The following is a 24,165-nucleotide window of genomic DNA, read 5'->3' on the forward strand; positions in this document are numbered from 1 at the left end:
TAAATTAGTCCACTTTATTCTTTTTAAATACATATGTTTTGCGCTCCTGACCATTTATGAGCTTTTTAATATTTCCTCTGTGCTGATAAAAAGCAAGCAATGTCAAAAGAGCAACTATAATATAAACTTCAATAAGAGCACCCTGTGGTGCAAAAAACAGCCCCATCTGTCCATAGATGATCGTTGTAACAAGAAGTGCAGAATAATAGAACAAACTGCAGACTGAAACAATATGGAACAGATTAAACGGCAGGAAGAATGAAATAAGTCCCATTATAAGGAAAAGAATATTGAACTGAATGCTGAGATAAACAGTAAATCCTGCAGTACATGCGATTCCCTTGCCGCCCTTAAATTTAAGGAAAAATGGAAAATCATGTCCAAGTACAGTTCCTGCAGCAGTATAAGCCATAAATAATATTATATATTCAGGATTGGATCTTCCAAAAATAAGATAAGTAATTAATATGGCTGCCATACATTTGAGCATGTCACCTAAAAGAACTACAGCACCTGCCTTTGGTCCAAGTACTCTTAATGTATTGGTGGTTCCGGCGTTACCCGAACCAACTTTTCTAATATCTACGCCTTTAAGTCTTCCATAAAAAACAGCTGTCTGTATCATTCCAAAAACATATCCAATGATAATGCAGACGATTCTCGCCCCAACTAAACCTGCTGTGGTCATTTATTTATCCTCTTTTCTCTCCCTTATAATAAATCTCAAAGGAGTTCCCTTGAATCCAAAGGCTTCTCTGATCTGGTTTTCAATATATCTGGTATAACTAAAATGCATAAGCTTTTTGTCATTAACAAATATAACAAATGTTGGTGGCTTTACAGAAGCCTGTGTGATGTAGTAAAGCTTTAATATCTTACCCTTGTCACTCGGTGGCTGCTGCATTACAACTGCCTGAGTCATGATCTCATTGAGAACACCAGTTGCAACTCTGAGTGAATGATTCTCACTTACGATATCAATAAGATCATAGAGCTTTACAAGTCGCTGACCGGTCTCTGCAGAAATAAAGATGATCTCTGCATAGTTCATAAATGATAGAGTATTTCTGATATCCTTTGTGAACTCTTTTACAGAGTGGTTATCCTTTTCAATAAGATCCCACTTATTAACCGCAATGATTACAGCCTTACCACTTTCATGAGCTATTCCGGCGATCTTGGCATCCTGCTCTGTTACGCCTTCCTCTGCATTAATAACAAGGATTGCTATATCAGCTCTTTCAACGGCTCCGACAGTTCTGACGATCATATAATGCTCAAGCTCGTCTTTTACCTTATTTTTCCTGCGCAATCCCGCTGTATCAATAAATGTATATTTTTTGCCGTTATATTTAACTTCTGTATCGATAGCATCACGCGTTGTTCCTGCAATATCAGATACAATAAGTCTGTTCTCGCCTATGAGTTTGTTGATAATAGATGACTTACCAACGTTAGGCTTACCAATGATCGCTATCTTGGTTGTGTCATCATCTTCATCATTTGTTGAGTCCTTGCTGAAATGACTTACAACTTCTTCAAGAAGATCACCTATTCCCTGCTTATTAACCGCTGAAATAGGGAAAGGTTCTCCGATTCCAAGATTGTAAAACTCATAAACATCAAGGGAATCCCTGTTGAAGTTATCTACCTTATTTACACACAAAACTACAGGCTTTGCCGATCTTCTGAGCATATCTGCTACTTTTGAATCAGAGTCAGTAAGTCCCTGCTTAACATCTACCATAAAAATGATAACATCTGCTGTATCAATGGCAATCTGTGCCTGATCTCTCATCTGTGAGAGAATGATGTCCTTGGAATCAGGCTCGATACCACCTGTATCAATAAGTGTGAAGCTGTGATTAAGCCATTCAACATCCTGATATATTCTGTCTCTGGTAACGCCGGGTGTATCCTGAACAATAGCAATCCTGCTACCTGCCAGAGCGTTAAAAAGTGTTGATTTTCCAACGTTTGGGCGGCCAACTACCGCAACAATATTTTTCTTACTCATAATTATCCTTTATAAAAGTTCATCTTCCGGAATATCAAATAATATTGAAACAAGGTCGTGACCATCGCACTTTGATATTCCAACTTTAGTGTTTAGTTTTTCCTCAATGTCGCAGATTCTCACGTCATCAAGAAGATAGTCCTCTCCGCTTCTAAGAAGGTTTTCAGGAAGAAAAAGCTCGCTTCCAAGCTCTTTTCCCTTGAGCTGATTTATGATGTCTGTTCCGGTAAGAAGACCTGAAACGGTAATCCTCTCGCCAAAAAACTCGTTAATTATCTCATAAACATGCACTTTAAGTCCAGTACAAATGCTCATTGCCTTTTCTGCCATGTCCCTGATGCATGGATATACCAGTCTTCCTGTGGCAATCGATATCTCTCTGTTTAGGCCATCAAGGTGCGTCTTATGTTCTGAAACAGCCTTTTCAAGCGCCTCTTCATACTCATCTATAAGAAGCCTCATCATTCCAACGCCATTTTCAAGCTGAATATAGCCGTCATATCTTTCTGCTTCAGGGAAATCTCTTCCTGCAAGGAAGTACCACTCATCGCTTGCATGAATAAAATGCATCCCATATTCATTATAAATCTTCTTTTGCCAGCTTTCTATAAGATCAATGACCTCTCCGGCATCCTGACTGTTAAAGGGTTCAAGCGGATAAAGCCCGTCTCTGTATTTGGAAAGTCCAACCGGAACTACTGATACACTTTGAAGGTTCGGTATATATTTGGACATGTCAGAAATGGATCTCTCAAGTTCTTTTCCATCATTGACACCCTTACAAAGAACTATCTGACCATTTATCTCTATTCCTGTACCCGGAGCGCATAATCTGTCTACTTTCTTAAGTGCTTCACCGGCGAATCTGTTGCCAAGCATCTTGCATCTAAGTTCAGGATTAGTAGTCTGAAAAGAAATGTTGATAGGAGAAAGATGATATTTTAATATTCTGTCAATATCTGCATCAGACATGTTGGTAAGTGTTACGTAATTGCCCTGAAGGAAAGACAGTCTTGAGTCATCATCCTTGAAATATAATGTTTTCCTCATGCCCTTTGGCATCTGATCAATAAAGCAAAAAATACACTTATTACTACAGGACCTGTAATCATCCATGAGTCCATTTTCAAACTCAATTCCAAGGTCTTCATCAAAATCCTTATCAATATCTAAAAGCCACTGCTCGCCATTTGGTTTCTCAATAAGTACATCCAGATGTTCATCCTGAACAAGGTACTGAAAATCAAAAATATCCTCAATTACCTGATCATTAATTTTCAAGAGCTTATCGCCCGGTTCAATATTTAATTCCTGTGCTATGCTTCCCTCATCGACGCTGCCGATAAGGTGTCCTATATTCTTCTTCATGCCCTGTATTATACCATCTTGTCCTTGACGTGTCAGCACCATAGATGTTAAAACAGTAAATGTAGAACTATGTTCTAATATAAATATTTCAAAGAAGGAAGCGAAAAATATGCCAGATTTTAGAAAACTGGAAGGTACTATTCCGGTTGCACCTCTTAATCTAATTGTAATGGATTCAGCCAAAGAACTTGGTGACAGCGTCAATCGTTATATCTCAGAGTTCAGACATGAACTTTACAAAATGCCTGAGAACGATCCCGCTTTTCACGGCTATGTAAAAGACAATTACAAAATCGATATCAACCTTGACAGATTCAACAGTGGTGAAGCTAAGGCTACTATCAAGGAAAGTGTTCGAGGAAATGACGTTTACATTCTTACTGATGTATGCAATTACAGCATAACTTATAAAATGTACAATTACGTCAACCACAAATCTCCTGATGATCATTATCAGGATCTTAAACGTGTTATTGGTGCAATTACTGGCAAAGCAAAAAGAATAAATGTTATCATGCCATTCCTTTATGAAGGACGTCAGCACAAAAGAAACGGTATGGAATCATTAGATGCTGCTCAGATGTTTGCTGAGCTCCATGATATGGGTATCTCAAACTTTATTACCTTTGATGCCCATGACCCAAGAATATCAAACGCCAAGCCTCTTGGTGGATTTGATAACTTCCTTGCTTCATATCAGTTTATGAAGGCTCTTTTATCTCACATCGATGACCTTGTTGTTGATAAGGATCACCTCACTGTCATAAGCCCTGATGAGGGAGCTCTTGACAGAGCCGTTTATTTTGCAAACGTAATCGGCGCTGATACAGGTATGTTCTATAAGAGACGTGATTATGCTCACGTTGTTAACGGAACTAACCCAATTGTTGCTCACGAATTCCTTGGTTCTGATATTTCAGGCCGCGATGTTATCATCATCGATGACATGATATCTTCAGGATCAAGTATGATAGATACTGCCAAGCAGCTTAAGAACATGGGAGCTAAAAGGGTATTCATCTGCACCACTTTCGGTCTTTTCACAGACGGAATGAGCAAGTTTGATGACGGCTACGAAAAAGGATACTTTGACGCAGTTATTACTACAAATCTCACTTACATGAATGAGGAAGTTACCTCCAGAGAATATATATTCATCGCAGATATGGGTAAATTCCTTGCAACTATCATTGATTTCCTTAATCACGACGCATCTATGGCTACAGTTAATATGCCAACAGACAAGATCCATGAGATTGTCGGCAAATACAACTCAGGATGCAAAACTCCAACTGAGCTTTTCGACTAAATATATAAAAATTGTGCCCATAACTTAAATGTTATGGGCACTTATTTTTTATTCTGCTATATCAAATCCAATTATTACTTTAAAAAGGTCTCCGTCAAGCCTTATATCAAAGGTTCCTCCCTGAGCAATAGTAAGGTTCTTGGCAATTGAAAGTCCAAGTCCGCTTCCTTCAGTTGTCCTTGACTCATCCCCTCTTATAAACTTCTTGGTAAGTTCATCAGCACTTACATTAAGCTCTTTGGCAGAGATGTTCTTGATTGAGAAGAAAGCTTTCTTTTTGCCATCCTCATCCTCTGAGGTGTACATCTCCAGATATACTCTGGTTCCTGACAGGGCATACTTACAGGTATTGTTAAAGAGATTCTCCAAAACCCTCCAAAGGTGCCTTGCGTCAGCAACTATTGATATGTTTTTCTCCTGTGCTTTAAAAATAGGGGTGAGACCACTCTTTTCAAACTTCTCGAAGAATTCGCCTATCGTCTGATTTATCAGTTCAACAAAATCTATCTTCGAGAGCTCAATGCTTATATTTCCCGAACTGATCTTTGAAGCCTCAACCAGATCTTCTGTAAGTTTTTTTAGTTTTTGAGATTTCTGATCCAGTATATTTACGTACTCGATCACTCTCTCATTGCCTATATCTTCCCTCTTTATAAGATCCACATAGTTGATTATGGAAGTCAGCGGAGTCTTGATGTCGTGTGATACGTTTGTTATAAGATCTGCTTTTAGCTTTTCATCCTTCATACTGGTGTCTACAGCTTTTTCAATTCCTTCACCGATGGAATTAACTGCATCTGCCAGAGCTATGTTATCTGAATGAAGTGCTGAAACATCGACCTTTGACTTAACGTCGCCATTTTTAATCTTCTCTATTACCTTGATGATACGGTCTCTGTCAAGGTTTTGTCTGTACAGGTAAATACCAATAAGTATGTCTAAAAATGCTGCAATAACTATTCCTGCAAGGCCTATCTTAAACAGACACAGATTAATAACCACAAAGAATATATATGGAATCCAGGTTCTTATGATCACATTTCCGTTATCAGTAGTTGTGAGAATCAGATTCTTTGCCCCAATAATGATCATTCTTAGGATAGAATCCTTCCAAAGAGACTTCTCTTTTACCTTATCCGCAATACCATAAATAAGTCCCAGAAAACCAACATTAAATACAAATGCACCAAGGGCCGCATATACAGGGAAGTTCTCAAGCCGAACCATCTTCATGTAACTCATCTGTGTTATGACAGAGGCCAGTACAAAAGCACCAAAAGGAGCCACCATTATTATAATATTCTTAAGACAGGCTATCTCTGTCTTTATTGTCTTTCCATTTACAACTACAGGTGTCTTAAGAGTTATTATAAACAGAAGTATATACATAAATGCCGCAACAAAGCACAATATCAAGATTTGTGTCCTATAAGGCATATATTTTGCAAAGCTGCTCTTTCCCTGATAAAAATCATCGCTGCATGGGTAGCCTAAAGTATCTACAGCCACGTAAACCTTTATCTGATCAGGATACGCATAGCTATATGTTTTAAGAAGGCTTCTTACCACGTTTTCTTTTATAAGAGTGTTGGTCTCGTACTTAAGCTCATATGGGCAGTAATATATGTATCTGCCATAGCCTTCAAATACACTCTTTATATCTATTCCGGTTGTCTCTCCAGAAAGCTCGGAAACATTGGTAAACACAGATGTACTGCCACTTACTGTTCTGGAAATATAGTACCTTAAGTTACTTGACTGATATCCATAATATGAAAGGAGCTTTCCATATTCCTCGAAGTTAGATAAAAGCGTTCCCGCAGCCTCCTCGACATTGCTGCACAAAAGGCTGTACTCTTCCCAGTTTGATACAAGGTCCTCGATATTTTTCCCATCTACAGTCTGATACCTTGAAACAAGGATATTGTGGGTTCCTCCTGAAGGGACAGAATTGCCTGAAACTGTAAATTCAACACTGTTATCAGAAAGGCCTGAACTAAGATAGGAATTCATACCACCTGACATAAGATTATTCTTAAGGTGTGTGTATGTAGTTGTGGCGCTTAAAAATGAGCTGCTCTCTTCTTCTGTGAAATTCCTTGTTTCATAAGTAAAGCCGCTCTGGGCCCACTTTAAAAGATCTGATACTGTATAAACAGCAGTGACGTAGTCTCCCGGAAGCGTAGTTCCTCTGTTCACATAGGCAGTTACATCAATTGTCTTTTCACTGTCATACTCCCCTGCTGTTTCTAACTGGCTTCTGATAGCTATGAGCCTTATGACATCAGCAAGGTTATTGCCAAGGATGTTGTTAAAAAGGTATGAATCCTCATAAGCTCTGTTTCTGTCTGATTCATACAAGGTATAGGAATAATCTCCCCTGGCACCTGTAATGATTATGCTGGTTCCTGCAAATATAAAAACAAGCGAAAAGGCTATAAATGCCGCAAGAACATGCTGGATCAATGTAAGAATTTTAAAATTAATTGGCTTTTTTAACATGGTTCCTCATCTTCAATCTTGTATCCCACACCCCACACAACCTTGAGGTACCTTGGATCTCTTGGATTGATCTCTATTTTTTCTCTGATATGTCTGATATGGACAGCTATTGTATTGTCTGCAGCAAAAGAACCGGTATCCTGCCAGATGCTCTGGTAGATCTGATTGATAGAATATACTTTGCCCTTATTTTTCACAAGGAACTCTAAAATGTTATATTCGATAGGCGTAAGTCTTATCCTTTCGCCATCAACAAAACATTCCTTGGAGTTGTCGTCAATGACAAGGCCACCGGTCTTATAGATGTTTTCTTTATCTTCCATGCTTCCAAGAGTTGTGTATCGTCTTAAGTTGGACTTGACTCTTGCAACCAGCTCCAGAGGATTAAAGGGCTTTGTGACATAATCATCGGCGCCGATGTTAAGACCCAATATCTTATCAGAATCCTCTGACTTGGCAGACAGGAATATCACAGGAATAGAGCTGAATTTTCTAAGCTCCATCACCATTCTCATCCCATCCATTTTGGGCATCATTATGTCTACAATTGCCAGTGATATCTTTGTTTTCCTAATGATATCAAGTGCCTCTACCCCATCATAGGCCTTATATATTCTGAAGTCCTCCTGTGAAAGATAGATCTCGATCGCATCAACTATTTCTTTGTCATCATCGCAAACTAAAATGTTTTCCATGCTCTGCTCCATATCTTATAATTCTATTAAATCAGAAAATTCTTAAGATTTACCTACGAAAATTCTTAAGATTTCTTAAGAATTTAACGGTTAATCGTTAATAGTTAAAAAAGCCATGAGATTTCCGCGCTTTTCGCCATGTACCCTGTGTGAAAATAAAAGCTCAGGATTACACTTTGTACATATATCTGTGACAATTATATTTTTATCCGGCACTCCTGCCTTTAACAGAGAAAGCTTTATGGCATTCCACAGATATAATCTGTATTTGTTATTGGGATAAGGCACTAAAATCTTATTATCCTCAAGTTCTTTTTCCGTATAAGCCTTGGCAAATTCCAAAGCCACGTCTTCACCTATCTCATAACATTCACCGCATATTGACGGCCCTATTGCACATACACAGTCACAAGGCTCAGTTCCATATGTAGCACTCATTTTCTCAATTGCTTTTTTGCCAATTTCTCCCTGTGTCCCCTTCCAACCTGAATGGACAAGACCGATAGCTCTTTTTACAGGGTCAACAATATAAATTGGCGGACAGTCTGCATGAAACGTACCAAGAATTATACCCGGGACATTTGTGATCAGTCCGTCTATATCAGTGTAGTCTCTGACTCTTGCAGGTCCTTTTCCCCTGTCGCCTTCTGTGACAACTCTTATATTGGTAGTGTGTGTCTGGAAAGTACACACGAAGTCATCTAAGGTTTTGCCATGCCCTAAAACTTCCGCTATCCTTCTATAATTCTCATCCACGCATTCCTTGTCATCACCACGTGTATAGCTCAAGTTCATGGTAGCGTAGTCGCCTTTTGAGACTCCGCCTATCCTGGTAGAAAAAAGATGATCCACAAAGCCCAGTTTTTCAATATCAGGAAAAACAATATATTTCACACCGTTTTTTTCTCTTATCTGAGTAGTTACTTTTTTTCCATATCTGATCAATGTCTTATCTGTCATTTTTCTTCCTCATTTAGTATCTATCGTATTTACCCACTTTATCATAATTTAATAAACTCTTCCATACATGCAAGACGCCTTACTTTCATACCTTAGTGCCGCCCTCTCAACTGTAAATGATTCAAAAGCTATGATATAATTTTCCTTGATTCTTAATTACAACATATATCTTGAGGAGAACATGAAAAAAGTCAAAGCAAACTGGTATTGGGGAATTGTCATCCTTATTACTGCTATCGAACTTATAACATTCGTTATTGCAGGAAAAAATCACACATATATTGGTGTTCACGATAATCTTGATATTCACATCGCAGATTACCAGATCTTAAAACTAAATAATGCTTTCTTTTCGCATAATGTTACCGTACCTTTGCTTGGAGGAATTGATAGAAACTTTCTCCTTTCAGAGTTTTATTTATATGCTGTTTTATATATGCTTTTTCCTAATTTCACAGCGTATATTATCGGTTACTTTTTAAAGATCTTCATAGCAACTTTCTCCGGAATTCTTCTTGGAAAAGATGTTTTAAAGGACAATTATAAGAAATATGAATGGGCTATAGTTCTTGGCAGCTTTATATATGGACTGCTTCCGCTTTATCCCGCTTTTTCTTTTGCCTTTGCTTCTATCCCTCTGCTCATCTATCTTATAAGAAAGGTTATGACAGAAAAAAAGGCTAAGTATTATATACTTCTTTTTCTCTATCCTACTTTGTCATATTTCACATTCTTTGGGCCATTCATAATCGGATATATCTTTATCTATTTCCTATACAGATTGATAAAGGATAAAAAGATAAATGCCCCGCTTATCATTAGCATGGTTCTTATTTCGATTTCTTTCATACTTATCGAATACAGACTTTTTCTCCTTATCTTTGCAGGCAATGAGCAGACAATAAGGGATGAGATGGTCATTGAGAATTTCAGTTTTGGTCAGATTCTTTTAACCATAAAGGATGTGTTTGTAAATAACATGTTCCACTGCGATGACCTTCACAGGTTTGTGGCAATGCCAATTGTGATCATCTCCTTTTTCGTGATCAATTTCCTGCACATTAAGGATAAAGATTATAAAAAACTACTTACAGATCCATTTAATCTTGTTCTCTATTTTATAGTTTTTAACTGCATAATTTATGGTCTATACTACTGCAAACCTATAAGAAGTCTTTTTGAGATCATTTTTTCACCTCTAAAGGGCTGGCAGTTTAACAGAACATTATTCTTTAATCCATTTTTATGGTATTTGGAGATAGTCATAATTACTATCAGATTATCAGGCCGTTTTAAGAAGCTTCCAATTATCGTAATAAGCCTTGTACTTCTCTCTGTTTTAGGCACTCAGTCTTTATATAATGACTTTTTTAACACTGTATATGTCAACGCCTGGCAGCTCATAAAAAACGACAAGTCAGAAACCCTTTCATACGGTGAGTTCTATTCATCTGACTTATTCGAGAGCATCAAAGAAGATATTGATTATGATGGCGAGTACGCTGTTGCCTATGGTTTCCACCCGGCAGTATTGTCATATAACGGAATATCTACTCTTGATGGATGCCTTAGTTACTACTATCAGTCCTATAAGGATTCTTTTAGAAACATTATTGCTCCGGCCCTTGAAGAGTCAGCCTTTGCCAGGGAATATTTCGATGAATGGGGAGCTAGAGCCTATATTTATTCAGGAACTGTAGATTCCATCTGGTCTCCTGTAAGAACAAAGGATGTCACAGACAAAAGACTTTTAATTGATGTGGAATCGTTCAAAAATCTAAATGGAAAGTATATTTTTTCAAGAATAGAAATAAGTAACGCAGATGACCTTGGCATAAAGCTTGTAGGTCAATATGAAAGTGAGACTTCTCCATATACAATATGGCTATACAGTATTTAAAGTTTTAAATGTACTCAAAGGCATCTTTATACCACTTTATCTTACATGCACCTTCTTCTCCGCTAATGGCTATCACATCATATCTCACAGGTGCATCTTCAGGAATGTGGTTAAAAGAAATATAAAACCTCGATACATTACATATCTGTTTTTGTTTTGCAAAACCAACGGCGGCCTCCGGGCCGCCATATTTATTGTCTTTTCTGTATTTTACTTCGATAAAACTATAATATCCTTCATCAAATGCAACAATATCTATTTCACCACATCTTACTCTGAAATTTCTTTTTAAGATCTTAATATTTTGGCTCTTAAGATAGTCACAAGCTATATCTTCATACCAAGAGCCTGTTGTTCTTTTATTCACTTGTTTTTTAGTTCCTTTTATAATTCATTATTTTCTTGAGCGATCTTTTGCCTTTATCTTGTCCATGGCATCAACAAAGACCAGAATCTCAGCAACTACTTCATAAAGCTCAGGAGGTATCATCTCTCCTATTTCCAGTTTTGACAGCGTCTCTGCAAGTTTATCATCTTCATGAACAGGAATTTTATTCTCTTTTGCCTGCTCTATGATCTTTTCAGCAAGAGCTCCCTTTCCTGAAGCGATGACTTTTGGCGCTCCGTCTTCGTTAGGATCGTAGGCAAGAGCTACGGCAGTCTTTTGTTTTTCTCTTTTCTCATCAGCCATTTTTATGCCCTCGCATCAAAAGATGTTGTGGATAATATAGGTGTTCTTGCAACATCAAACATCTCATCAACCGCTGCATCCTCGCCGTCTATATCATCCTGAAGTTTAAGAGTTACATTCATGGAATAGCCACGTTTTTCAAGTCTCTCATTCAAAATATGAATATTATCATTGATAAGATCCAGTATTGAATCATCTGCCACATAAAAGTTTGTAGTAACCTTTTTTTCAAGCATTTTTACATAGACATCAATAGGTCCTAGATTATCCATATCAAGATGAAGCACCGCACTGACAGATCCGTCTTCGCTCATTTTCCTGTTCTTGTTCCTATAGACATATAAATCTCCGTGCACGTTCTGTCCCGCCATCTGAAGCGGAAGCTGAACATATTGAAACATCTGATTCAGCTGATTCATAAAGTCCAGATTATTAGAAAGGTTATTAAGGGACTGACCAAGCTTTGATTCAGCAAGTCCTGTGTTATTCACCGTTTCAGCAAGATGTTTCACCTGATTATTGAGCCTCTGATACAAATTCTGGATATTTTCTTTATCCTCAACCTCCGATGGCTTCAAAAGCCATTGCTCCGAGATATTGCTTTTTATGATCTTGTTATATTCATCACTTGAAAAGAGCTTTTTCCATGCTGCATTTTCAACAACATTGGTAAGGTCAGCCCCTTCAAAGCTCTTTGCAAGTTCATTTAAAAGAGCTTTTGAATCAGATGATGTTATCAGTTTTTCAATATTCTTATCCGAAACACCAAGATTTTTTAGCGTATCAATGAACTCATCAGAAACAGCCTTATTGTTTATAGCTGCCTCTTCTTTTAAGGCACCCGGATCCTTATTTAAGTTTTCCAAGGCAAGAGTCAGATCTTTATTGATATTTCCGCTTTTATCAAGAATTTCTTTTCCTGTATCGAGGGCGCCCTGTATAGATCCATTTTCTGCTTCAGCCTCTCCAGTGACTTCTTTAGCTGCTTGCGAAACGCCATCCATCTCCTGCCCTATATTGTTTTCTGCATTTTCCTGCCCGAAGAGCTTTAATACAGAGCCATACAAATTCAGGGCTTTAGCCTCTTCACCACCTGCTACAAGCGCATTATATGTGTCAGGCAGAGATTCAATTATATCTTCCATCTCATTTACTACCTGATGCTCATAGTTCTTGTAGCTTTCAAAACCATTTATGTTGTTTTCATTTATTGGGATATTCAGGCTCTTCATCTCAACCAAAGTTGAAACAGATGAATCAGAGAACAAGTTTAGATTCTTGCTCATTTCCTGCAAAGATGCTTTATCGATAGGAAGACCGGCTTCCATCATGTCTTTTACCATCTGAACATTTTCAGGGGTAGTCTCAAGTCCGGCAGCTGTCAAAGCCTTAATAGTGCTCTGCATGGCTGCTGTATTCTCAAAGAGGGGCATGATCGTAACCGCCCTTGAACTTAGACCTTTTACCGCAAACTGCAGTGACTGACCTTCTCTAAGGTCCATTCCTTCCTGCAGCCTGGCAGATATTTCATTGCCGGATACATTTATATTTACGAGCTTTCCATCAGGGGTATCATTTACAGACACAACAGTTCCCTGAATGACAGCACCATTTTTCAGGTTTAAAGCCTCTCCCTGTTCCTGTGGGACCTGGAGGCTGCTACCATTCAGAACTATAGGCTGATTTGATTGTGATACACTGGAAATACCACTCATACGAAATTACCTATAAACGACCTTCTGTGTATTGGACAAGGACCATATTTCTTAAGTGCTTCAATGTGGTCCTGACTTCCATAACCTTTATTGGAATCAAAGAAATACTCAGGATACTTTTTGGCTTCCTCTTTCATCATTCTGTCCCTTGTAACCTTTGCCACTATGCTGGCTGCAGCTATAGAGATACTCTTTGCATCGCCCTTGATGATGGATACCTGATTGTATTCATCAAGGCCATCAAGGTGAACTGCATCGATCAAAAGAGTTGCCGGTTTAACTTTGAGGTTCTTTACAGCCATGACCATAGCTTCTTTTGTAGCATTAAGGATATTTATTTCATCAATTCTCTCAGGAGAATTACATCCAATGCTGACTGCTAGAGCCTTTTCCATGATTACATCGTAAAGCTCTTCTCTCTTTTTTTCGGATAATTTCTTTGAATCATTAACATACAAAATATCACAATCGGGAGGAAGCACAACAGCTGCTGTATAGACAGGTCCTGCAAGAGGGCCTCTTCCCACTTCATCAATTCCGCAAATGGGCCCTAAATGAGCATATTCTTTCTCATATTTTTTCATCTCTTCTATACGGGCCATTTCTTTTTCGAGGGCTTTTAATTTCTTTTCCGCTGATTCTACAAGCTTTTTTACGCCTGCCCTCTCATCAGATGAGTATTCCTCGATAAAAGAAACATACTCTTCCCTTGTTGCTGCAAGCTGCAGCGCTGCCTTAATATCTGTCATTGAACCCATTAGTTTATGCTCCCGAATTTAGAAAATGGAAAAATGCGAATGAAGGCTCTGCCTGTAATATCAGCTTTATTGATACTACCAACAGAAATATCCCTGCTATCCATGCTGTGATTTCTGTTATCACCCATAACGAAATACTCGTCTTCACCAAGGACTACTTCCGTCTCAGCCCTGCCCGGATCAAGTATAACTTCTGCGCCATAGCCTTCCTTTAAGATCTCACCGTCCACATATATGTTTCCATCATAGTCAATCCTGATACTCTCGCCCGGAAGACCAATGATTCTTTTGATAAAGAACTGATCGTTGCCGTACTGATACGGGAACACTATGATATCGTACCTCTTAGGTGAACTGAATCTGTAAGATACCTTCTCAATAAGAAGCGAATCTCCGTCCTGAAGCGTTGGTTCCATAGACTGGCCACTTACTTCAGTCCTTTGCATAACAAAGGTAATAAATAGAAATGTCAAAAGAAAAATGACTGCTAAATAGATTATTGTGCTTAATAGTTCTTTAAGAAACTTCTTCATAACATTCGCCCATCGTATTATAGTTTATTGTTCATCTGGTCTTTCAAGAGATATTTTGCCAAGTCTTCCGTTTCTAAAATCATCCAGAAGAAGCGCTGCCGCTCTTGAGATATCCGGGTTACCACCTGCAAGAAGGCACTTTCTGTTTATGGCAATTGCTGATAAAACTCTGCTTGCAGGAGTAGAATATTGATCCTCTTCAAGTTCAGATAGCTGCTCTTTGGTAATACCGTATTTTTCAAAAATAGCTTCCGGATAGAACTTTTCAAGCTTCTTTATCAGTTCACAGGCAAGCTCAGCAATGTCGAGATTCTCATCATTCATTGAACCAATAAGTGCAAGTCTAAGCCCCACCTGCTCATCCTCGAACTTGGGCCACAGGATACCGGGAGTATCTAGAAGCTGCATACTCTTACTAAGTGTGATCCACTGTTTACCCTTTGTAACTCCGGGCTTATTGCCTGTTTTTGCAGAAGCCTTTCCTGCAAGCTTATTTATGAATGTTGACTTACCAACATTTGGAATACCGGCAACCATCGCTCTTATAGGTCTGCCTACGATTCCTCTCTTCTTATCTCTTTCTATCTTTTCAGCACAGGCTTTCTGAACAAGGTCCTTAACTTTACCGGCCTCATTACCTGTTTTGGAATTCATCTCCATTACAAACAGGCCCTGTTTTTCATAATACTCTTTCCATTTTTTAGTCACCTGATTATCAGCCAGATCAGACTTATTTAAAACTATAAGTCTGAACTTGTTTTTACCAAGCTCATCAATATCAGGATTTCTGGAAGCCGCCGGAATCCTGGCGTCAACCACTTCAATTATAATATCGATCAGTTTAATGTTTTCCTGCATCATTCTGATTGCTTTCGTCATATGACCAGGATACCATTGCAAATTCATTCTAAAATAAAACCTCCGCTGTTATCATTACCAGCAAGTTTAAACCACACTTTACCAATTATCATATTAGTCTTAACAATACCAATATTGGCACTTCTCGAGTCTTCACTACTATTTCTGTTGTCTCCAAGGACAAAATATTCGCCGCTTCCAAGCTTGATCTCATTAGCAGCTATCCCTGCATCTTCCATTTTATCATATATTTCGCCGGTATCTTCAGTTTTTTCACCGTTTACATATAAATAGCCATCAATAATCTGAACTTTGTCGCCGGAAGAAGCTACAACTCTTTTAACATAGTAATGTGAGTTTGCGTTGCCATTTGGTAAAAAAGCTATGATATCTCCTGTAGAAGGACGCAATATCTTAAACTCAAGTCTGTTAACTAAAACCACCTGCCCATTTGCAAGGGTTGGGGTCATAGAATCTCCAATATTAGTGACCTGCATTCCAAATGCTACCACGAATACAAATGCAAAAAAGACCGCTATTACTGTAACAAAAAGCCATGAAAAGATTTCGTGAAGCATTTTAGGAGTAATTATCTTTTTCTTGGGATTTAGGTAGAGATTTCTTTTTTTCTTCCTGAACATAGTCATCCTCTGTCTGGCTTTGAATGTAAGTAAAGAAAAAGGCAATTACTAAAAAGTAACTGCCTTTTAACTAACAACTTATCTGGTAACAAGTTCCTTAACTTTTGCCTTCTTACCTGTGAGACCCTTAAGGTAGTTAAGCTTAGCTCTTCTAACCTTACCTCTTCTGATAACCTCAACCTTCTCAACGATAGGTGAGTGAAGTGGCCAAGTCTTCTCAACGCCAACACCGTAAGACTCTTTTCTTACTGTGAATGTTGTACGGTTGCTGCCGCCCTGGATCTTCTTAACAGTTCCTTCGAAAACCTGTACTCTTTCACGGTTTCCTTCTTTGATCTTAGCGTGTACTCTTACAGTATCACCAGTGTTGAACTGAGGTGCGTTAGCATTCAGCTGCTCCTTCTCGAGCTCTTCGATAATTGTACTCATATCTTTTCTCCTATTCTATGGACGTTCTTAATATGTAATATTACAGAATCAGATGAATTTCCGACTCTAAATCATAACAGAGGACCGTCTGATTTTCACAACGTACTATAATATAACACAAAATATGTTAATCCGTCAACAAATGATTCTTATCTTTTGATGAGATTTGTAGGTCCAAATCTGTCTGGCAGGATTTCAGGTAATGTATATACCCTGTATTCCTCAGTTGATTTTGCAACAATAACAATAAACTCATCATCACAGAACTCGCTCATTACCTGTCTGCAAACTCCACATGGAGGACAGTATTCAAGCTCTGTTGCATCTGCAGGTCCTCCCACAATTGCTATTGCTTTAAAAGTGAGCACACCCTCACTTACCGCCTTGAAAAAAGCTGTTCTCTCTGCGCAATTGGTAGGTGTATAAGAAGCATTTTCTATATTGCATCCTGTAAATATCCTGTCATCAGCACTAAGAAGCGCTGCTCCAACATTGAAGTGAGAATATGGAGTATAAGAAAAATTTCTCATATCCAAAGCTTTTTCTATTAATTCTTTAATTTGTGTTTCATTCATATAAAAAATCACCTTGATCCCTTGTCGTAAGGAATTCCTTCTGCCTTAGGTGCTCTTGAGTTTGCAGATGTAAATGCAAGTACCGCAAGAGAAATAATATAAGGCATCATATTATATACAGAGCTCGGAATATTGAGCGCTGCCAAAAAATCAAATCCTGAATAAACGTTGGAAAGGGCTCTGAAGAATCCGAACAACAAAGCTGCAAGTCCAATGTTAAGAGGCTTCCACTGTCCAAAGATCATAACCGCAAGGGCAAGGAATCCGAAACCAGCAACACCGTTTTCAAACTTCCACTCACTTACTCCGGCTGTGATGTAGACAATACCACCGATTCCAGCAAGCATTCCTGAAATAAGAACGCCAGCCCAGCGCATTGTATAAACATTGATTCCGACACTGTCAGCAGCCTGAGGATGCTCACCGCAGGCCATAAGTCTTAAGCCAAATCTTGTCTTATAGAGAATAACATAAGCTGCTATAAGAGCTATAAGAGCCACAAGCATAAACCAGTTGAACTGAAAACTGCCAATATTGACAACAAGAGCCTTTTTAGAAGCTACATACTGAACAGTTGATGATACGTTGTCAGGATTTTCAGCAATGTTGATAGTCTTGACAATAACTGTTGCTGCAGCTGCCGCAAGCATGTTAAGAGCAGTTCCTACCAGTGTCTGGTCTGCCTTGAAATTGATGCAGGCAAAAGCCAAAAGTACAGAATAAAGCACTCCGCACACAGTCGATGTCAAAAGTACAGTAAGAACAATAACAATTGCAGGAAGCGTGGGTGAAATAACCTTTAATGTAAGGGCTCCGCCTAAAGCGCCCATTACCATTATTCCTTCAAGTCCCAGGTTTATAACACCTGAATGCTCTGAAAAACATCCACCAAGAGCAACCAGGATAAGTACTGATGAAAAAAGTAATGTGTATTGAAGAAGTAATACCATTATTTATTACCTCCTTCTTTCTTTTCCTTGCCGGCTCTTATTCTGCTGTTTAAGAAAAACTTAAAGAAGAGAACAAATCCGCAGAGGTAGATGATTATTGAAGATATAAAATCTGAAATCTGTGATGGATAAACGTTCTTATCAAGATATGAACCACCACTTGTAATGTGCTGAATAAAGTATGATGCAAAAATTGTTCCTATAGGATCAAGTCCGCCAAGGAATGTTGCAGCAATACCATTAAAGCCCATTCCCGGAACAGATGACTGTGTTACAGACCACTGCTCATATCCTGTAAGGAAAAGGAATGCAGCTCCAAGACCTGCAAGACCACCGCCGATGAAAAGAGTAAGAATAACATTCTTCTTCTCTTTCATTCCGCTGTATTTAGCAGCATCCTTTGCAATACCTGTCGCCTTGATCTCATATCCAAATACAGTCATGCTCAAAACAACCTTTAAAATGATTGCAATGATCACAGCTAAAGGAATAGCAATTGTAACATACTTATTGTTTGAAAAGAGCTTCTCAAGTCCAAGTGAAGGAATGATAGCCGAAGGATTAGTATTTGCAAGTGAAAGTGTGTAAGGGCTTGATACCTCTTTTACTCCACCAAGAAGCATATTAACTGTGTAGAGTCCAATCCAGTTAAGCATGATTCCTGAAATAACCTCATTAACATTGAGATATGCCTTTAATACTCCAACGATAATTCCAAAAATACCACCGGCAACAAGTGCTGCCAAAATACATACATACCATGGAAGACCAAAGCCAAGTGCAAAATAAAGTGAAGCTCCTGCACCGGCAACGTACTGGCCTGCAGCTCCAATGTTAAACAGTCCAGCCTGATAGCAGAACTGAATAGATAAAGCGCACATAAGAAGTGGTGCTGCCTTTACAAGTGTGTTACCAAGGTATTTGAGCGCTGCCGCCTTTGATGGATATGTGAAATAGTTCTTTATAATTGTGATAATAGCTTCTGTAGCACCAACAGGGTTAATGATAAGAAGGGCAATGTATCCTATCAATAGTCCTATAACTATACAAAGTAATGACGCAGTTATAGACTGGACTGCCGGCTTTGAGAAAAAGCTTTCTTTTTCAATTTTTCTGTTATTTCCAGCCATTTTAAGCCCCAGCCTCCTTTCTCTTTGCTCCTGCCATGTAAAGTCCGAGTTCCTCAGGAGTTGTCTTCTTTGGATCAAACTCTCCTACTATCTCGCCTTCGTACATAACAAGTATTCTGTCTGATATACTCATAACTTCTTCCAATTCAAGAGAAACCAAAAGAACTGCGTGTCCCTCATCTCTTCTGGCAATAAGCTGCTTGTGGATATATTCGATAGCACCTACATCAAGACCTCTGGTAGGCTGAACCGCGATCAGAAGATCCGGATCCTTATCGATTTCTCTGGCAATAATTGCTTTCTGCTGGTTACCACCTGACATACTTCTGGCTATTGTAGGTGCTCCCTGACCTGATCTGATATCATACTGCTCAATCAGCTTATCAGCATAATTATTGATTTCCTTCTTTTTCAGGAACCCATACTTTGTGCTAAATTGTGGCTCAAAGTACCTCTGAAGCACAAGATTATAAGCAAGAGAATAATCCATAACAAGGCCATGTTTGTGTCTGTCTTCCGGAATATGACTCATTCCGCTAAGAGATCTCTCTCTGATAGATGCATGAGAAATGTCTTTTCCTGAAAGCGTGATCTTACCGGAAGTAATATTTTCAAGACCTGATAAACCATAAACAAGTTCTGTCTGACCGTTGCCATCAATTCCGGCTATACATACGATTTCTCCTGACCTGACATCAAAAGAAACATTTTTAACTGCATTGTTATGGTGAAGTTTGGAAGGAACAGTCATATTCTCAACATGAAGAATAACATCACCGGGTGTCTTATCTTCCTTTGTTGCGACAAGCTGTACATCTCTACCGATCATCATACGGCTGAGCTCTTCCTGATTAGTGTCAGCAATATTAACAGTTCCAATGTACTTACCACGTCTAAGTACACTGCATCTGTCTGCAACAGACATGATCTCAGCAAGCTTGTGAGAAATAAAGAGAATTGACTTACCCTCTTTTGCAAGATTTCTCATGATCTGCATAAGTTCATCAATTTCTGCAGGAGTTAAAACAGCTGTAGGCTCATCAAAAATAAGAATCTCATTATCTCTGTAGAGCATCTTAAGAATTTCAGTTCTCTGCTGCATTCCTACGGTAATATCCTCAATCTTTGCATCAGGATCTACCTTAAGACCATATTTGTCAGAAAGCTCCAAGATTCTCTTTCTTGCTACATCTTTCTGTAAGAATCCATGTTTTGTTGTCTCCACCCCAAGGATGATGTTATCAAGAACAGTAAAGCACTGAACAAGTTTGAAGTGCTGATGAACCATTCCTATTCCAAGGTCATTGGCATCATTAGGATTGTTGATAGTAACAACCTTACCATCCTTTTTAATTGTCCCCTCTTCTGCCTGATAAAGGCCGAACAAAACGCTCATGAGTGTTGACTTACCAGCACCATTTTCCCCTAAAAGAGCGTGTATTTCACCTTTTTTGAGCTGAATAGTAACATTGTCGTTCGCAATTATTCCAGGGAAACGCTTTGTTATATTTAGCATTTCAATAGCATACGCGCTTTCTAAAGCCACCTTCTTTTTCCTCCTACCAATATTTATCACCATTTGACTGGTAAAAAGAGACCGAAAGTTTTGAGGCTTCCGGTCCCTGAACTTCATACTGAAGTAATTATTACTTAATATTGCCCTGGAAGTTGATCTTTACATTCTCTGCTGTAGGCTCAGCTGCTGTTGTATCGTTAGATACTGTTACAGCGCCGCTTACCATATCAGCAACGAGCTTCTTGTAATCATCAACTGTGAAAGATTCTGTCCAAATTGTTGTATCTTCTGGAAGACCAACATAGTTAAGTGATGTGTCATCGCCAGAAACAAGACCAAGGTTAAGAATCTTGCCGGCATAAGAATCCCACTGACCATCTCTGATAGCAGCAAGAAGTGTGTTAACTGTAGCCTGAAGGCCCTTCATAGCTGAAGTAACAGTCATACCTGCTTCAAACATTCCATCGATAGTCTTTGACTGGTCAACGTCAACACCGATAACTTTTCCGCCAACCTTGCCTGCAGCCTCACCAGCAGATGTGAAGATACCGCCACCACAAGCGAATACTACCTGTGTGCCGCCCTGATACCATGTATCCATAGCAGCTGTGATATCTGAATCACCGTAGAACTGGTTACCATATGCATAGTTGATAGAAACGTCAGCGCCAAGCTCCTTTGCAGCAGCGTCAGCACCCTGAACGAAGCCGTAGCCATAACGGATAACAGCAGGAACAGCCATACCGCCAAGGAAACCAAGCTGTGTATAGCCCATCTTTACTGCAGCATAACCAGCCATGTATCCAGGAAGCTCTTCCTGATATACTGCTGAGAATACGTTAGGATATGTCTCTGAATTGAAATCAGATCCATCACCTTCAAGATCATACTCAGAAACATCAAGAGCAACAAACTTAACGTCTGGGTACATGTCAGCTGTCTCAACGATAGCTTCTGCAAATGCATAACCAGGCATTACGATTACGTTGTAACCATCAGATACAGCCTTATCGATCATAGCAACTCTCTCTGCTGTTGAGTCGCCTTCTGGCTTGTAGTAAGTGAACTCAGCATTGTTTGCCTCAGCAAATGCCTTACAAGCCTCATAAGTTGACTGGTTGAAAGACTGGTCTGTGATATCGCCGTAGTCTGTTACCATAGCGATCATCATCTTGTCACCAGCTTCTGTTGTCTCAGCTGCTGTTTCAGCTGCTGGCTCAGTAGCCTGTGTTTCCTGAGTAGCCTCAGTTGTCTCAGTAGTCTCTGTTGTTGCAGCTGTCTGTCCGCAAGCTACAAGTGAAGAAACCATTGTTGCAGCCATAAGTACTGCTAAAAATTTCTTTTTCATAATCGTCCTCCATTTTTTGATTAATGAAAACATTTATTGATAAACCCCTTTTCAGGTTTTATCCGAGGCAATGAGTCTTCTAATGGCCTCTATTGTTGTGCTGTACACTTTATCCATTTCGTGTACCTGAGGATTAGAAAGACCTTTCTTAGCTCGCTCCTGGTTGGCGACAACGAGTAAAACCGCACCAGTACGAAGTCTTAAATAACTACCTACTATAAATAATGTTGAGCTTTCCATTTCAGAACAAAGAGCTCCACACTTGATCCATGCATCCCACTTGTATAAAAGCTCAGGGCCAACAGGTTTTGTCTCAGGCTCATGCTGTCCAAAGAAAGAATCCTTGCACTGTGCAACACCTACGTGGTAATTGGCTCCTGCCTTTTTAGCTCCCTCAACCAATGCATTTACAACTTCAAAAGAAGCAACAGCCGGATACTCGATTGGAGCATATTCCTTAGATGTGCCTTCAGCTCTTATAGCTCCTGACGCTATAACTATATCCCCTCCGATCACATCATCCTGCATTCCACCGGATGTACCCATTCTGATAAATGTATCTGCGCCGCACTTTGCAAGCTCTTCGATACATATCGCTGTAGAAGCTCCACCGATACCATGGGAAATAACACTTACCTTTTCTCCGTCAAGATATCCTGTGTAGCAGTTATATTCTCTGTTATAAGCAACAAATTTGGGATTATCCAATAACTTGGAAATAGACTCACAACGTCCAGGATCCCCGGTAAGAATAACATATCTTCCTACATCTCCCGGAGCAACGTGTGTATGATATTGGTACCCCGCACCTTCTGTATAATCAACCATTACTTTTCCTCACATTCCTAGTAAAAAACTAACACCTATAATTATAGTTTATTTAACAATAAAAGTCATCAGGATTTACATAAGTCCATCCATAACATGTATAATGATTCTTTTTTTCGTTATATCTATCTCTTTTATACAGTCCTTTATAGCAGGAATATAGACATTCTCGCCGCCGTCTGCCCTTTTCATCTCATATACATCATTGGCACCGGTCTGAATAACATCCGTCACGCTCCCCAAAACGTTGCCTTCCTCATCGACTATATCAAGGCCAATAAGATCAGCACAGTAATACTCCCCGGGATTAAGTTTCAGAGCATCTTTTCTCTCGATTGTAAGCTCGCAGCCTTTAAATTTTTCAACTTCGTTTATATTGTTGAACTGTTTGAATTTAACAATGACAAATTTCTTGAAAAATCTTGCACTCTGAACATCGAGTTCTATCTCTTCACCTCTACTTGTATGAAGAGTTACCTTTTTAAGCTTCTTAAATCTGTTCGGATCTTCAGTTGTAGGAAATACATTGACTTCCCCTGCAAGTCCATGCGTTGATGCAATTACACCAACCTGAAATGTTTCTGTCATATTATTCTCCATCTTTATTATCAACATTACTATCAGCTACAACATTACCACTTACTTCAGGTTCTTCTGCAGCTTTACGTCTTCTTCTCTTCTTTTTCTCTGGCTTTGGAGGATTTTCTAAAAGCCACTTTTCATACAGATCAGGCCGTCTTTCTTTTGTCCTTATAACAGACTGCTCAAGTCTCCATTCGTCAACCTTCTTGTGGTCTCCTGACAAAAGAATCGGTGGCACTTTTTTGCCCATCCATTCCTCCGGTCTTGAATACTGAGGATACTCAAGAAGATTATTGTGAAAGCTCTCTGTAAGGGCAGACTCATCATTATTGAGTACACCGGGAACCAGCCTTGAGATTGCATCGATCATGACCATAGCTGGAAGCTCGCCGCCTGTTAAAACATAATCTCCGATTGAAATATAGTCAGTAACAATCTCTTCCAAAACTCTCTCATCTACGCCCTCATAATGGCCGCATAAAAAAACAAGATCCTCCTCTTTTGAGAGCTCCTGAGCTTTTTGCTGGTTAAATACGCTTCCCTGAGGAGTAACGTAAATGACCCTTGGAGGCTTCCCACCGTTTTGGATGATCTTGTTTTTGATATCTATAAAACAATCATAAATAGGCTGTGCCTGCATAAGCATACCAGCACCGCCACCATATGTATAATCGTCAACCTTGTGATGTTTGAGATCATTAGAATAATCTCTGATATTTACAGCATTAAAAGAAATATATCCCTTATTCTCAGCTCTTCCTGTAATGCTACTTGAAAGAGAACTCTGAATCATTTCGGGAAACAATGTCATGATGTGAAAATTCATCTTATATCCTACTAAAAAATACAAGCATAAATGC

At 39.0% G+C, this 24,165-nt stretch carries 24 protein-coding genes; 2 read left to right on the forward strand and 22 right to left on the reverse strand.

The features are described from left to right. Window positions 1–4 precede the first annotated feature (4 nt). From C4S54_RS01910 to C4S54_RS01920, 3 genes are read right to left on the reverse strand one after another with little or no spacing between them, the layout of a single operon-like run. On the reverse strand, window positions 5–688 hold the full coding sequence (locus tag C4S54_RS01910) for a glycerol-3-phosphate acyltransferase (protein WP_103868012.1): 684 nt from the start codon (window positions 686–688) through the stop codon (window positions 5–7). After that, window positions 689–2,017, reverse strand: a complete 1,329-nt coding sequence (gene der / locus C4S54_RS01915; RefSeq protein WP_103868013.1) for a ribosome biogenesis GTPase Der — start codon at window positions 2,015–2,017, stop codon at window positions 689–691. Between the two features lie 9 nt (window positions 2,018–2,026). Next, window positions 2,027–3,385, reverse strand: coding sequence for a DUF512 domain-containing protein (locus tag C4S54_RS01920; RefSeq protein WP_103868014.1), 1,359 nt, complete (start codon window positions 3,383–3,385; stop codon window positions 2,027–2,029). Window positions 3,386–3,494: 109 nt separating this feature from the next. On the opposite strand from C4S54_RS01920, the gene C4S54_RS01925 reads away from it, so the two are divergent. Further along, complete coding sequence (locus tag C4S54_RS01925) at window positions 3,495–4,694, forward strand: ribose-phosphate pyrophosphokinase (protein WP_022773593.1); 1,200 nt, start codon at window positions 3,495–3,497, stop codon at window positions 4,692–4,694. A gap of 48 nt (window positions 4,695–4,742) precedes the next feature. Here C4S54_RS01925 and C4S54_RS01930 read toward each other — a convergent pair whose 3' ends face one another. The 3 genes from C4S54_RS01930 to pgeF all read right to left on the reverse strand — a co-directional run bounded on the left by C4S54_RS01930 (window position 4,743) and on the right by pgeF (window position 8,851). Then, entirely contained in the window at window positions 4,743–7,196 is a 2,454-nt protein-coding gene (locus C4S54_RS01930; RefSeq protein ID WP_103868015.1) for a sensor histidine kinase, read from the reverse strand. After that, window positions 7,190–7,891: a response regulator transcription factor gene (locus C4S54_RS01935; protein ID WP_103868016.1), complete on the reverse strand. Its 702-nt coding sequence runs from the start codon at window positions 7,889–7,891 to the stop codon at window positions 7,190–7,192. Before C4S54_RS01935 ends, C4S54_RS01930 begins: the two co-directional genes overlap by 7 nt. 90 nt (window positions 7,892–7,981) lie before the next feature. After that, window positions 7,982–8,851 (reverse strand): peptidoglycan editing factor PgeF, encoded by an 870-nt coding sequence (gene pgeF / locus C4S54_RS01940; RefSeq protein WP_103868017.1) that lies wholly within the window; start codon window positions 8,849–8,851, stop codon window positions 7,982–7,984. A 181-nt stretch (window positions 8,852–9,032) separates the two neighbouring features. On the opposite strand from pgeF, the gene C4S54_RS01945 reads away from it, so the two are divergent. Next, window positions 9,033–10,751 carry a DUF6044 family protein gene (locus C4S54_RS01945; protein WP_103868018.1) on the forward strand — a complete coding sequence of 573 codons (1,719 nt, stop codon included), beginning with the start codon at window positions 9,033–9,035 and terminating at the stop codon, window positions 10,749–10,751. Window positions 10,752–10,755: 4 nt separating this feature from the next. On the opposite strand, the gene C4S54_RS01950 is transcribed toward C4S54_RS01945, so the two are convergent. From C4S54_RS01950 to trmD, 16 genes are all read right to left on the reverse strand, one after another. Next, the gene (locus C4S54_RS01950) at window positions 10,756–11,118 is read right to left on the reverse strand and encodes a YraN family protein (protein WP_103868019.1); all 363 of its coding nucleotides are present in this window, start codon (window positions 11,116–11,118) and stop codon (window positions 10,756–10,758) included. A gap of 27 nt (window positions 11,119–11,145) precedes the next feature. Beyond that, window positions 11,146–11,442: an EscU/YscU/HrcU family type III secretion system export apparatus switch protein gene (locus C4S54_RS01955; protein ID WP_022773585.1), complete on the reverse strand. Its 297-nt coding sequence runs from the start codon at window positions 11,440–11,442 to the stop codon at window positions 11,146–11,148. A gap of 2 nt (window positions 11,443–11,444) precedes the next feature. Next, entirely contained in the window at window positions 11,445–13,157 is a 1,713-nt protein-coding gene (gene fliK, locus C4S54_RS01960) for a flagellar hook-length control protein FliK (protein WP_103868020.1), read from the reverse strand. Then, window positions 13,154–13,915, reverse strand: coding sequence for a ribonuclease HII (locus C4S54_RS01965; RefSeq protein ID WP_103868021.1), 762 nt, complete (start codon window positions 13,913–13,915; stop codon window positions 13,154–13,156). Before C4S54_RS01965 ends, fliK begins: the two co-directional genes overlap by 4 nt. Further along, window positions 13,915–14,448 carry a signal peptidase I gene (gene lepB, locus C4S54_RS01970; RefSeq protein WP_103868022.1) on the reverse strand — a complete coding sequence of 178 codons (534 nt, stop codon included), beginning with the start codon at window positions 14,446–14,448 and terminating at the stop codon, window positions 13,915–13,917. Before lepB (C4S54_RS01970) ends, C4S54_RS01965 begins: the two co-directional genes overlap by 1 nt. A 24-nt stretch (window positions 14,449–14,472) precedes the next feature. After that, window positions 14,473–15,354, reverse strand: coding sequence for a ribosome biogenesis GTPase YlqF (ylqF, locus tag C4S54_RS01975; protein ID WP_103868023.1), 882 nt, complete (start codon window positions 15,352–15,354; stop codon window positions 14,473–14,475). Continuing rightward, window positions 15,351–15,947 carry a signal peptidase I gene (lepB, locus tag C4S54_RS01980; protein WP_103868024.1) on the reverse strand — a complete coding sequence of 199 codons (597 nt, stop codon included), beginning with the start codon at window positions 15,945–15,947 and terminating at the stop codon, window positions 15,351–15,353. Before lepB (C4S54_RS01980) ends, ylqF begins: the two co-directional genes overlap by 4 nt. Window positions 15,948–16,025: 78 nt before the next feature. Then, window positions 16,026–16,376, reverse strand: a complete 351-nt coding sequence (gene rplS, locus C4S54_RS01985; RefSeq protein ID WP_022773578.1) for a 50S ribosomal protein L19 — start codon at window positions 16,374–16,376, stop codon at window positions 16,026–16,028. Window positions 16,377–16,525: 149 nt separating this feature from the next. Then, window positions 16,526–16,951, reverse strand: a complete 426-nt coding sequence (locus C4S54_RS01990; RefSeq protein WP_103868025.1) for a cytidine deaminase — start codon at window positions 16,949–16,951, stop codon at window positions 16,526–16,528. Window positions 16,952–16,959: 8 nt separating this feature from the next. Next, window positions 16,960–17,901, reverse strand: a complete 942-nt coding sequence (locus C4S54_RS01995) for an ABC transporter permease (RefSeq protein WP_103868026.1) — start codon at window positions 17,899–17,901, stop codon at window positions 16,960–16,962. After that, window positions 17,901–19,031 carry an ABC transporter permease gene (locus C4S54_RS02000; RefSeq protein ID WP_103868027.1) on the reverse strand — a complete coding sequence of 377 codons (1,131 nt, stop codon included), beginning with the start codon at window positions 19,029–19,031 and terminating at the stop codon, window positions 17,901–17,903. Before C4S54_RS02000 ends, C4S54_RS01995 begins: the two co-directional genes overlap by 1 nt. A 1-nt stretch (window position 19,032) precedes the next feature. Then, a complete protein-coding gene (locus tag C4S54_RS02005) occupies window positions 19,033–20,610 on the reverse strand; it encodes an ABC transporter ATP-binding protein (protein WP_334293925.1) in 1,578 nt (525 codons plus the stop codon). Between the two features lie 67 nt (window positions 20,611–20,677). Continuing rightward, on the reverse strand, window positions 20,678–21,895 hold the full coding sequence (locus C4S54_RS02010; RefSeq protein WP_103868028.1) for a BMP family lipoprotein: 1,218 nt from the start codon (window positions 21,893–21,895) through the stop codon (window positions 20,678–20,680). Between the two features lie 51 nt (window positions 21,896–21,946). Next, a complete protein-coding gene (gene udp / locus C4S54_RS02015) occupies window positions 21,947–22,723 on the reverse strand; it encodes a uridine phosphorylase (RefSeq protein ID WP_022773570.1) in 777 nt (258 codons plus the stop codon). A 75-nt stretch (window positions 22,724–22,798) separates the two neighbouring features. Next, window positions 22,799–23,311 carry a ribosome maturation factor RimM gene (gene rimM, locus C4S54_RS02020; protein WP_103868029.1) on the reverse strand — a complete coding sequence of 171 codons (513 nt, stop codon included), beginning with the start codon at window positions 23,309–23,311 and terminating at the stop codon, window positions 22,799–22,801. A 1-nt stretch (window position 23,312) separates the two neighbouring features. Beyond that, on the reverse strand, window positions 23,313–24,131 hold the full coding sequence (gene trmD / locus C4S54_RS02025; RefSeq protein ID WP_103868030.1) for a tRNA (guanosine(37)-N1)-methyltransferase TrmD: 819 nt from the start codon (window positions 24,129–24,131) through the stop codon (window positions 23,313–23,315). Window positions 24,132–24,165 lie beyond the last annotated feature (34 nt).

The organism is Butyrivibrio sp. Su6 (assembly GCF_900108105.1).
In the GTDB taxonomy this organism is placed as follows: Bacteria; Bacillota; Clostridia; order Lachnospirales; family Lachnospiraceae; genus Butyrivibrio.

Excerpts from the sequence above, each read along its gene's own strand:
- C4S54_RS01910 (WP_103868012.1), bottom strand. The coding sequence starts at position 688 with ATGACCACAGCAGGTTTAGTTGGGGCGAGAATCGTCTGCATTATCATT.
- der (WP_103868013.1), bottom strand. The coding sequence starts at position 2,017 with ATGAGTAAGAAAAATATTGTTGCGGTAGTTGGCCGCCCAAACGTTGGA.
- C4S54_RS01920 (WP_103868014.1), bottom strand. The coding sequence starts at position 3,385 with ATGAAGAAGAATATAGGACACCTTATCGGCAGCGTCGATGAGGGAAGC.
- C4S54_RS01925 (WP_022773593.1), top strand. The coding sequence starts at position 3,495 with ATGCCAGATTTTAGAAAACTGGAAGGTACTATTCCGGTTGCACCTCTT.
- C4S54_RS01930 (WP_103868015.1), bottom strand. The coding sequence starts at position 7,196 with ATGTTAAAAAAGCCAATTAATTTTAAAATTCTTACATTGATCCAGCAT.
- C4S54_RS01935 (WP_103868016.1), bottom strand. The coding sequence starts at position 7,891 with ATGGAAAACATTTTAGTTTGCGATGATGACAAAGAAATAGTTGATGCG.
- pgeF (WP_103868017.1), bottom strand. The coding sequence starts at position 8,851 with ATGACAGATAAGACATTGATCAGATATGGAAAAAAAGTAACTACTCAG.
- C4S54_RS01945 (WP_103868018.1), top strand. The coding sequence starts at position 9,033 with ATGAAAAAAGTCAAAGCAAACTGGTATTGGGGAATTGTCATCCTTATT.
- C4S54_RS01955 (WP_022773585.1), bottom strand. The coding sequence starts at position 11,442 with ATGGCTGATGAGAAAAGAGAAAAACAAAAGACTGCCGTAGCTCTTGCC.
- fliK (WP_103868020.1), bottom strand. The coding sequence starts at position 13,157 with ATGAGTGGTATTTCCAGTGTATCACAATCAAATCAGCCTATAGTTCTG.
- C4S54_RS01965 (WP_103868021.1), bottom strand. The coding sequence starts at position 13,915 with ATGGGTTCAATGACAGATATTAAGGCAGCGCTGCAGCTTGCAGCAACA.
- lepB (WP_103868022.1), bottom strand. The coding sequence starts at position 14,448 with ATGAAGAAGTTTCTTAAAGAACTATTAAGCACAATAATCTATTTAGCA.
- ylqF (WP_103868023.1), bottom strand. The coding sequence starts at position 15,354 with ATGAATTTGCAATGGTATCCTGGTCATATGACGAAAGCAATCAGAATG.
- lepB (WP_103868024.1), bottom strand. The coding sequence starts at position 15,947 with ATGTTCAGGAAGAAAAAAAGAAATCTCTACCTAAATCCCAAGAAAAAG.
- rplS (WP_022773578.1), bottom strand. The coding sequence starts at position 16,376 with ATGAGTACAATTATCGAAGAGCTCGAGAAGGAGCAGCTGAATGCTAAC.
- C4S54_RS01990 (WP_103868025.1), bottom strand. The coding sequence starts at position 16,951 with ATGAATGAAACACAAATTAAAGAATTAATAGAAAAAGCTTTGGATATG.
- C4S54_RS01995 (WP_103868026.1), bottom strand. The coding sequence starts at position 17,901 with ATGGTATTACTTCTTCAATACACATTACTTTTTTCATCAGTACTTATC.
- C4S54_RS02000 (WP_103868027.1), bottom strand. The coding sequence starts at position 19,031 with ATGGCTGGAAATAACAGAAAAATTGAAAAAGAAAGCTTTTTCTCAAAG.
- C4S54_RS02005 (WP_334293925.1), bottom strand. The coding sequence starts at position 20,610 with ATGGTGATAAATATTGGTAGGAGGAAAAAGAAGGTGGCTTTAGAAAGC.
- C4S54_RS02010 (WP_103868028.1), bottom strand. The coding sequence starts at position 21,895 with ATGAAAAAGAAATTTTTAGCAGTACTTATGGCTGCAACAATGGTTTCT.
- udp (WP_022773570.1), bottom strand. The coding sequence starts at position 22,723 with ATGGTTGATTATACAGAAGGTGCGGGGTACCAATATCATACACACGTT.
- rimM (WP_103868029.1), bottom strand. The coding sequence starts at position 23,311 with ATGACAGAAACATTTCAGGTTGGTGTAATTGCATCAACGCATGGACTT.
- trmD (WP_103868030.1), bottom strand. The coding sequence starts at position 24,131 with ATGAATTTTCACATCATGACATTGTTTCCCGAAATGATTCAGAGTTCT.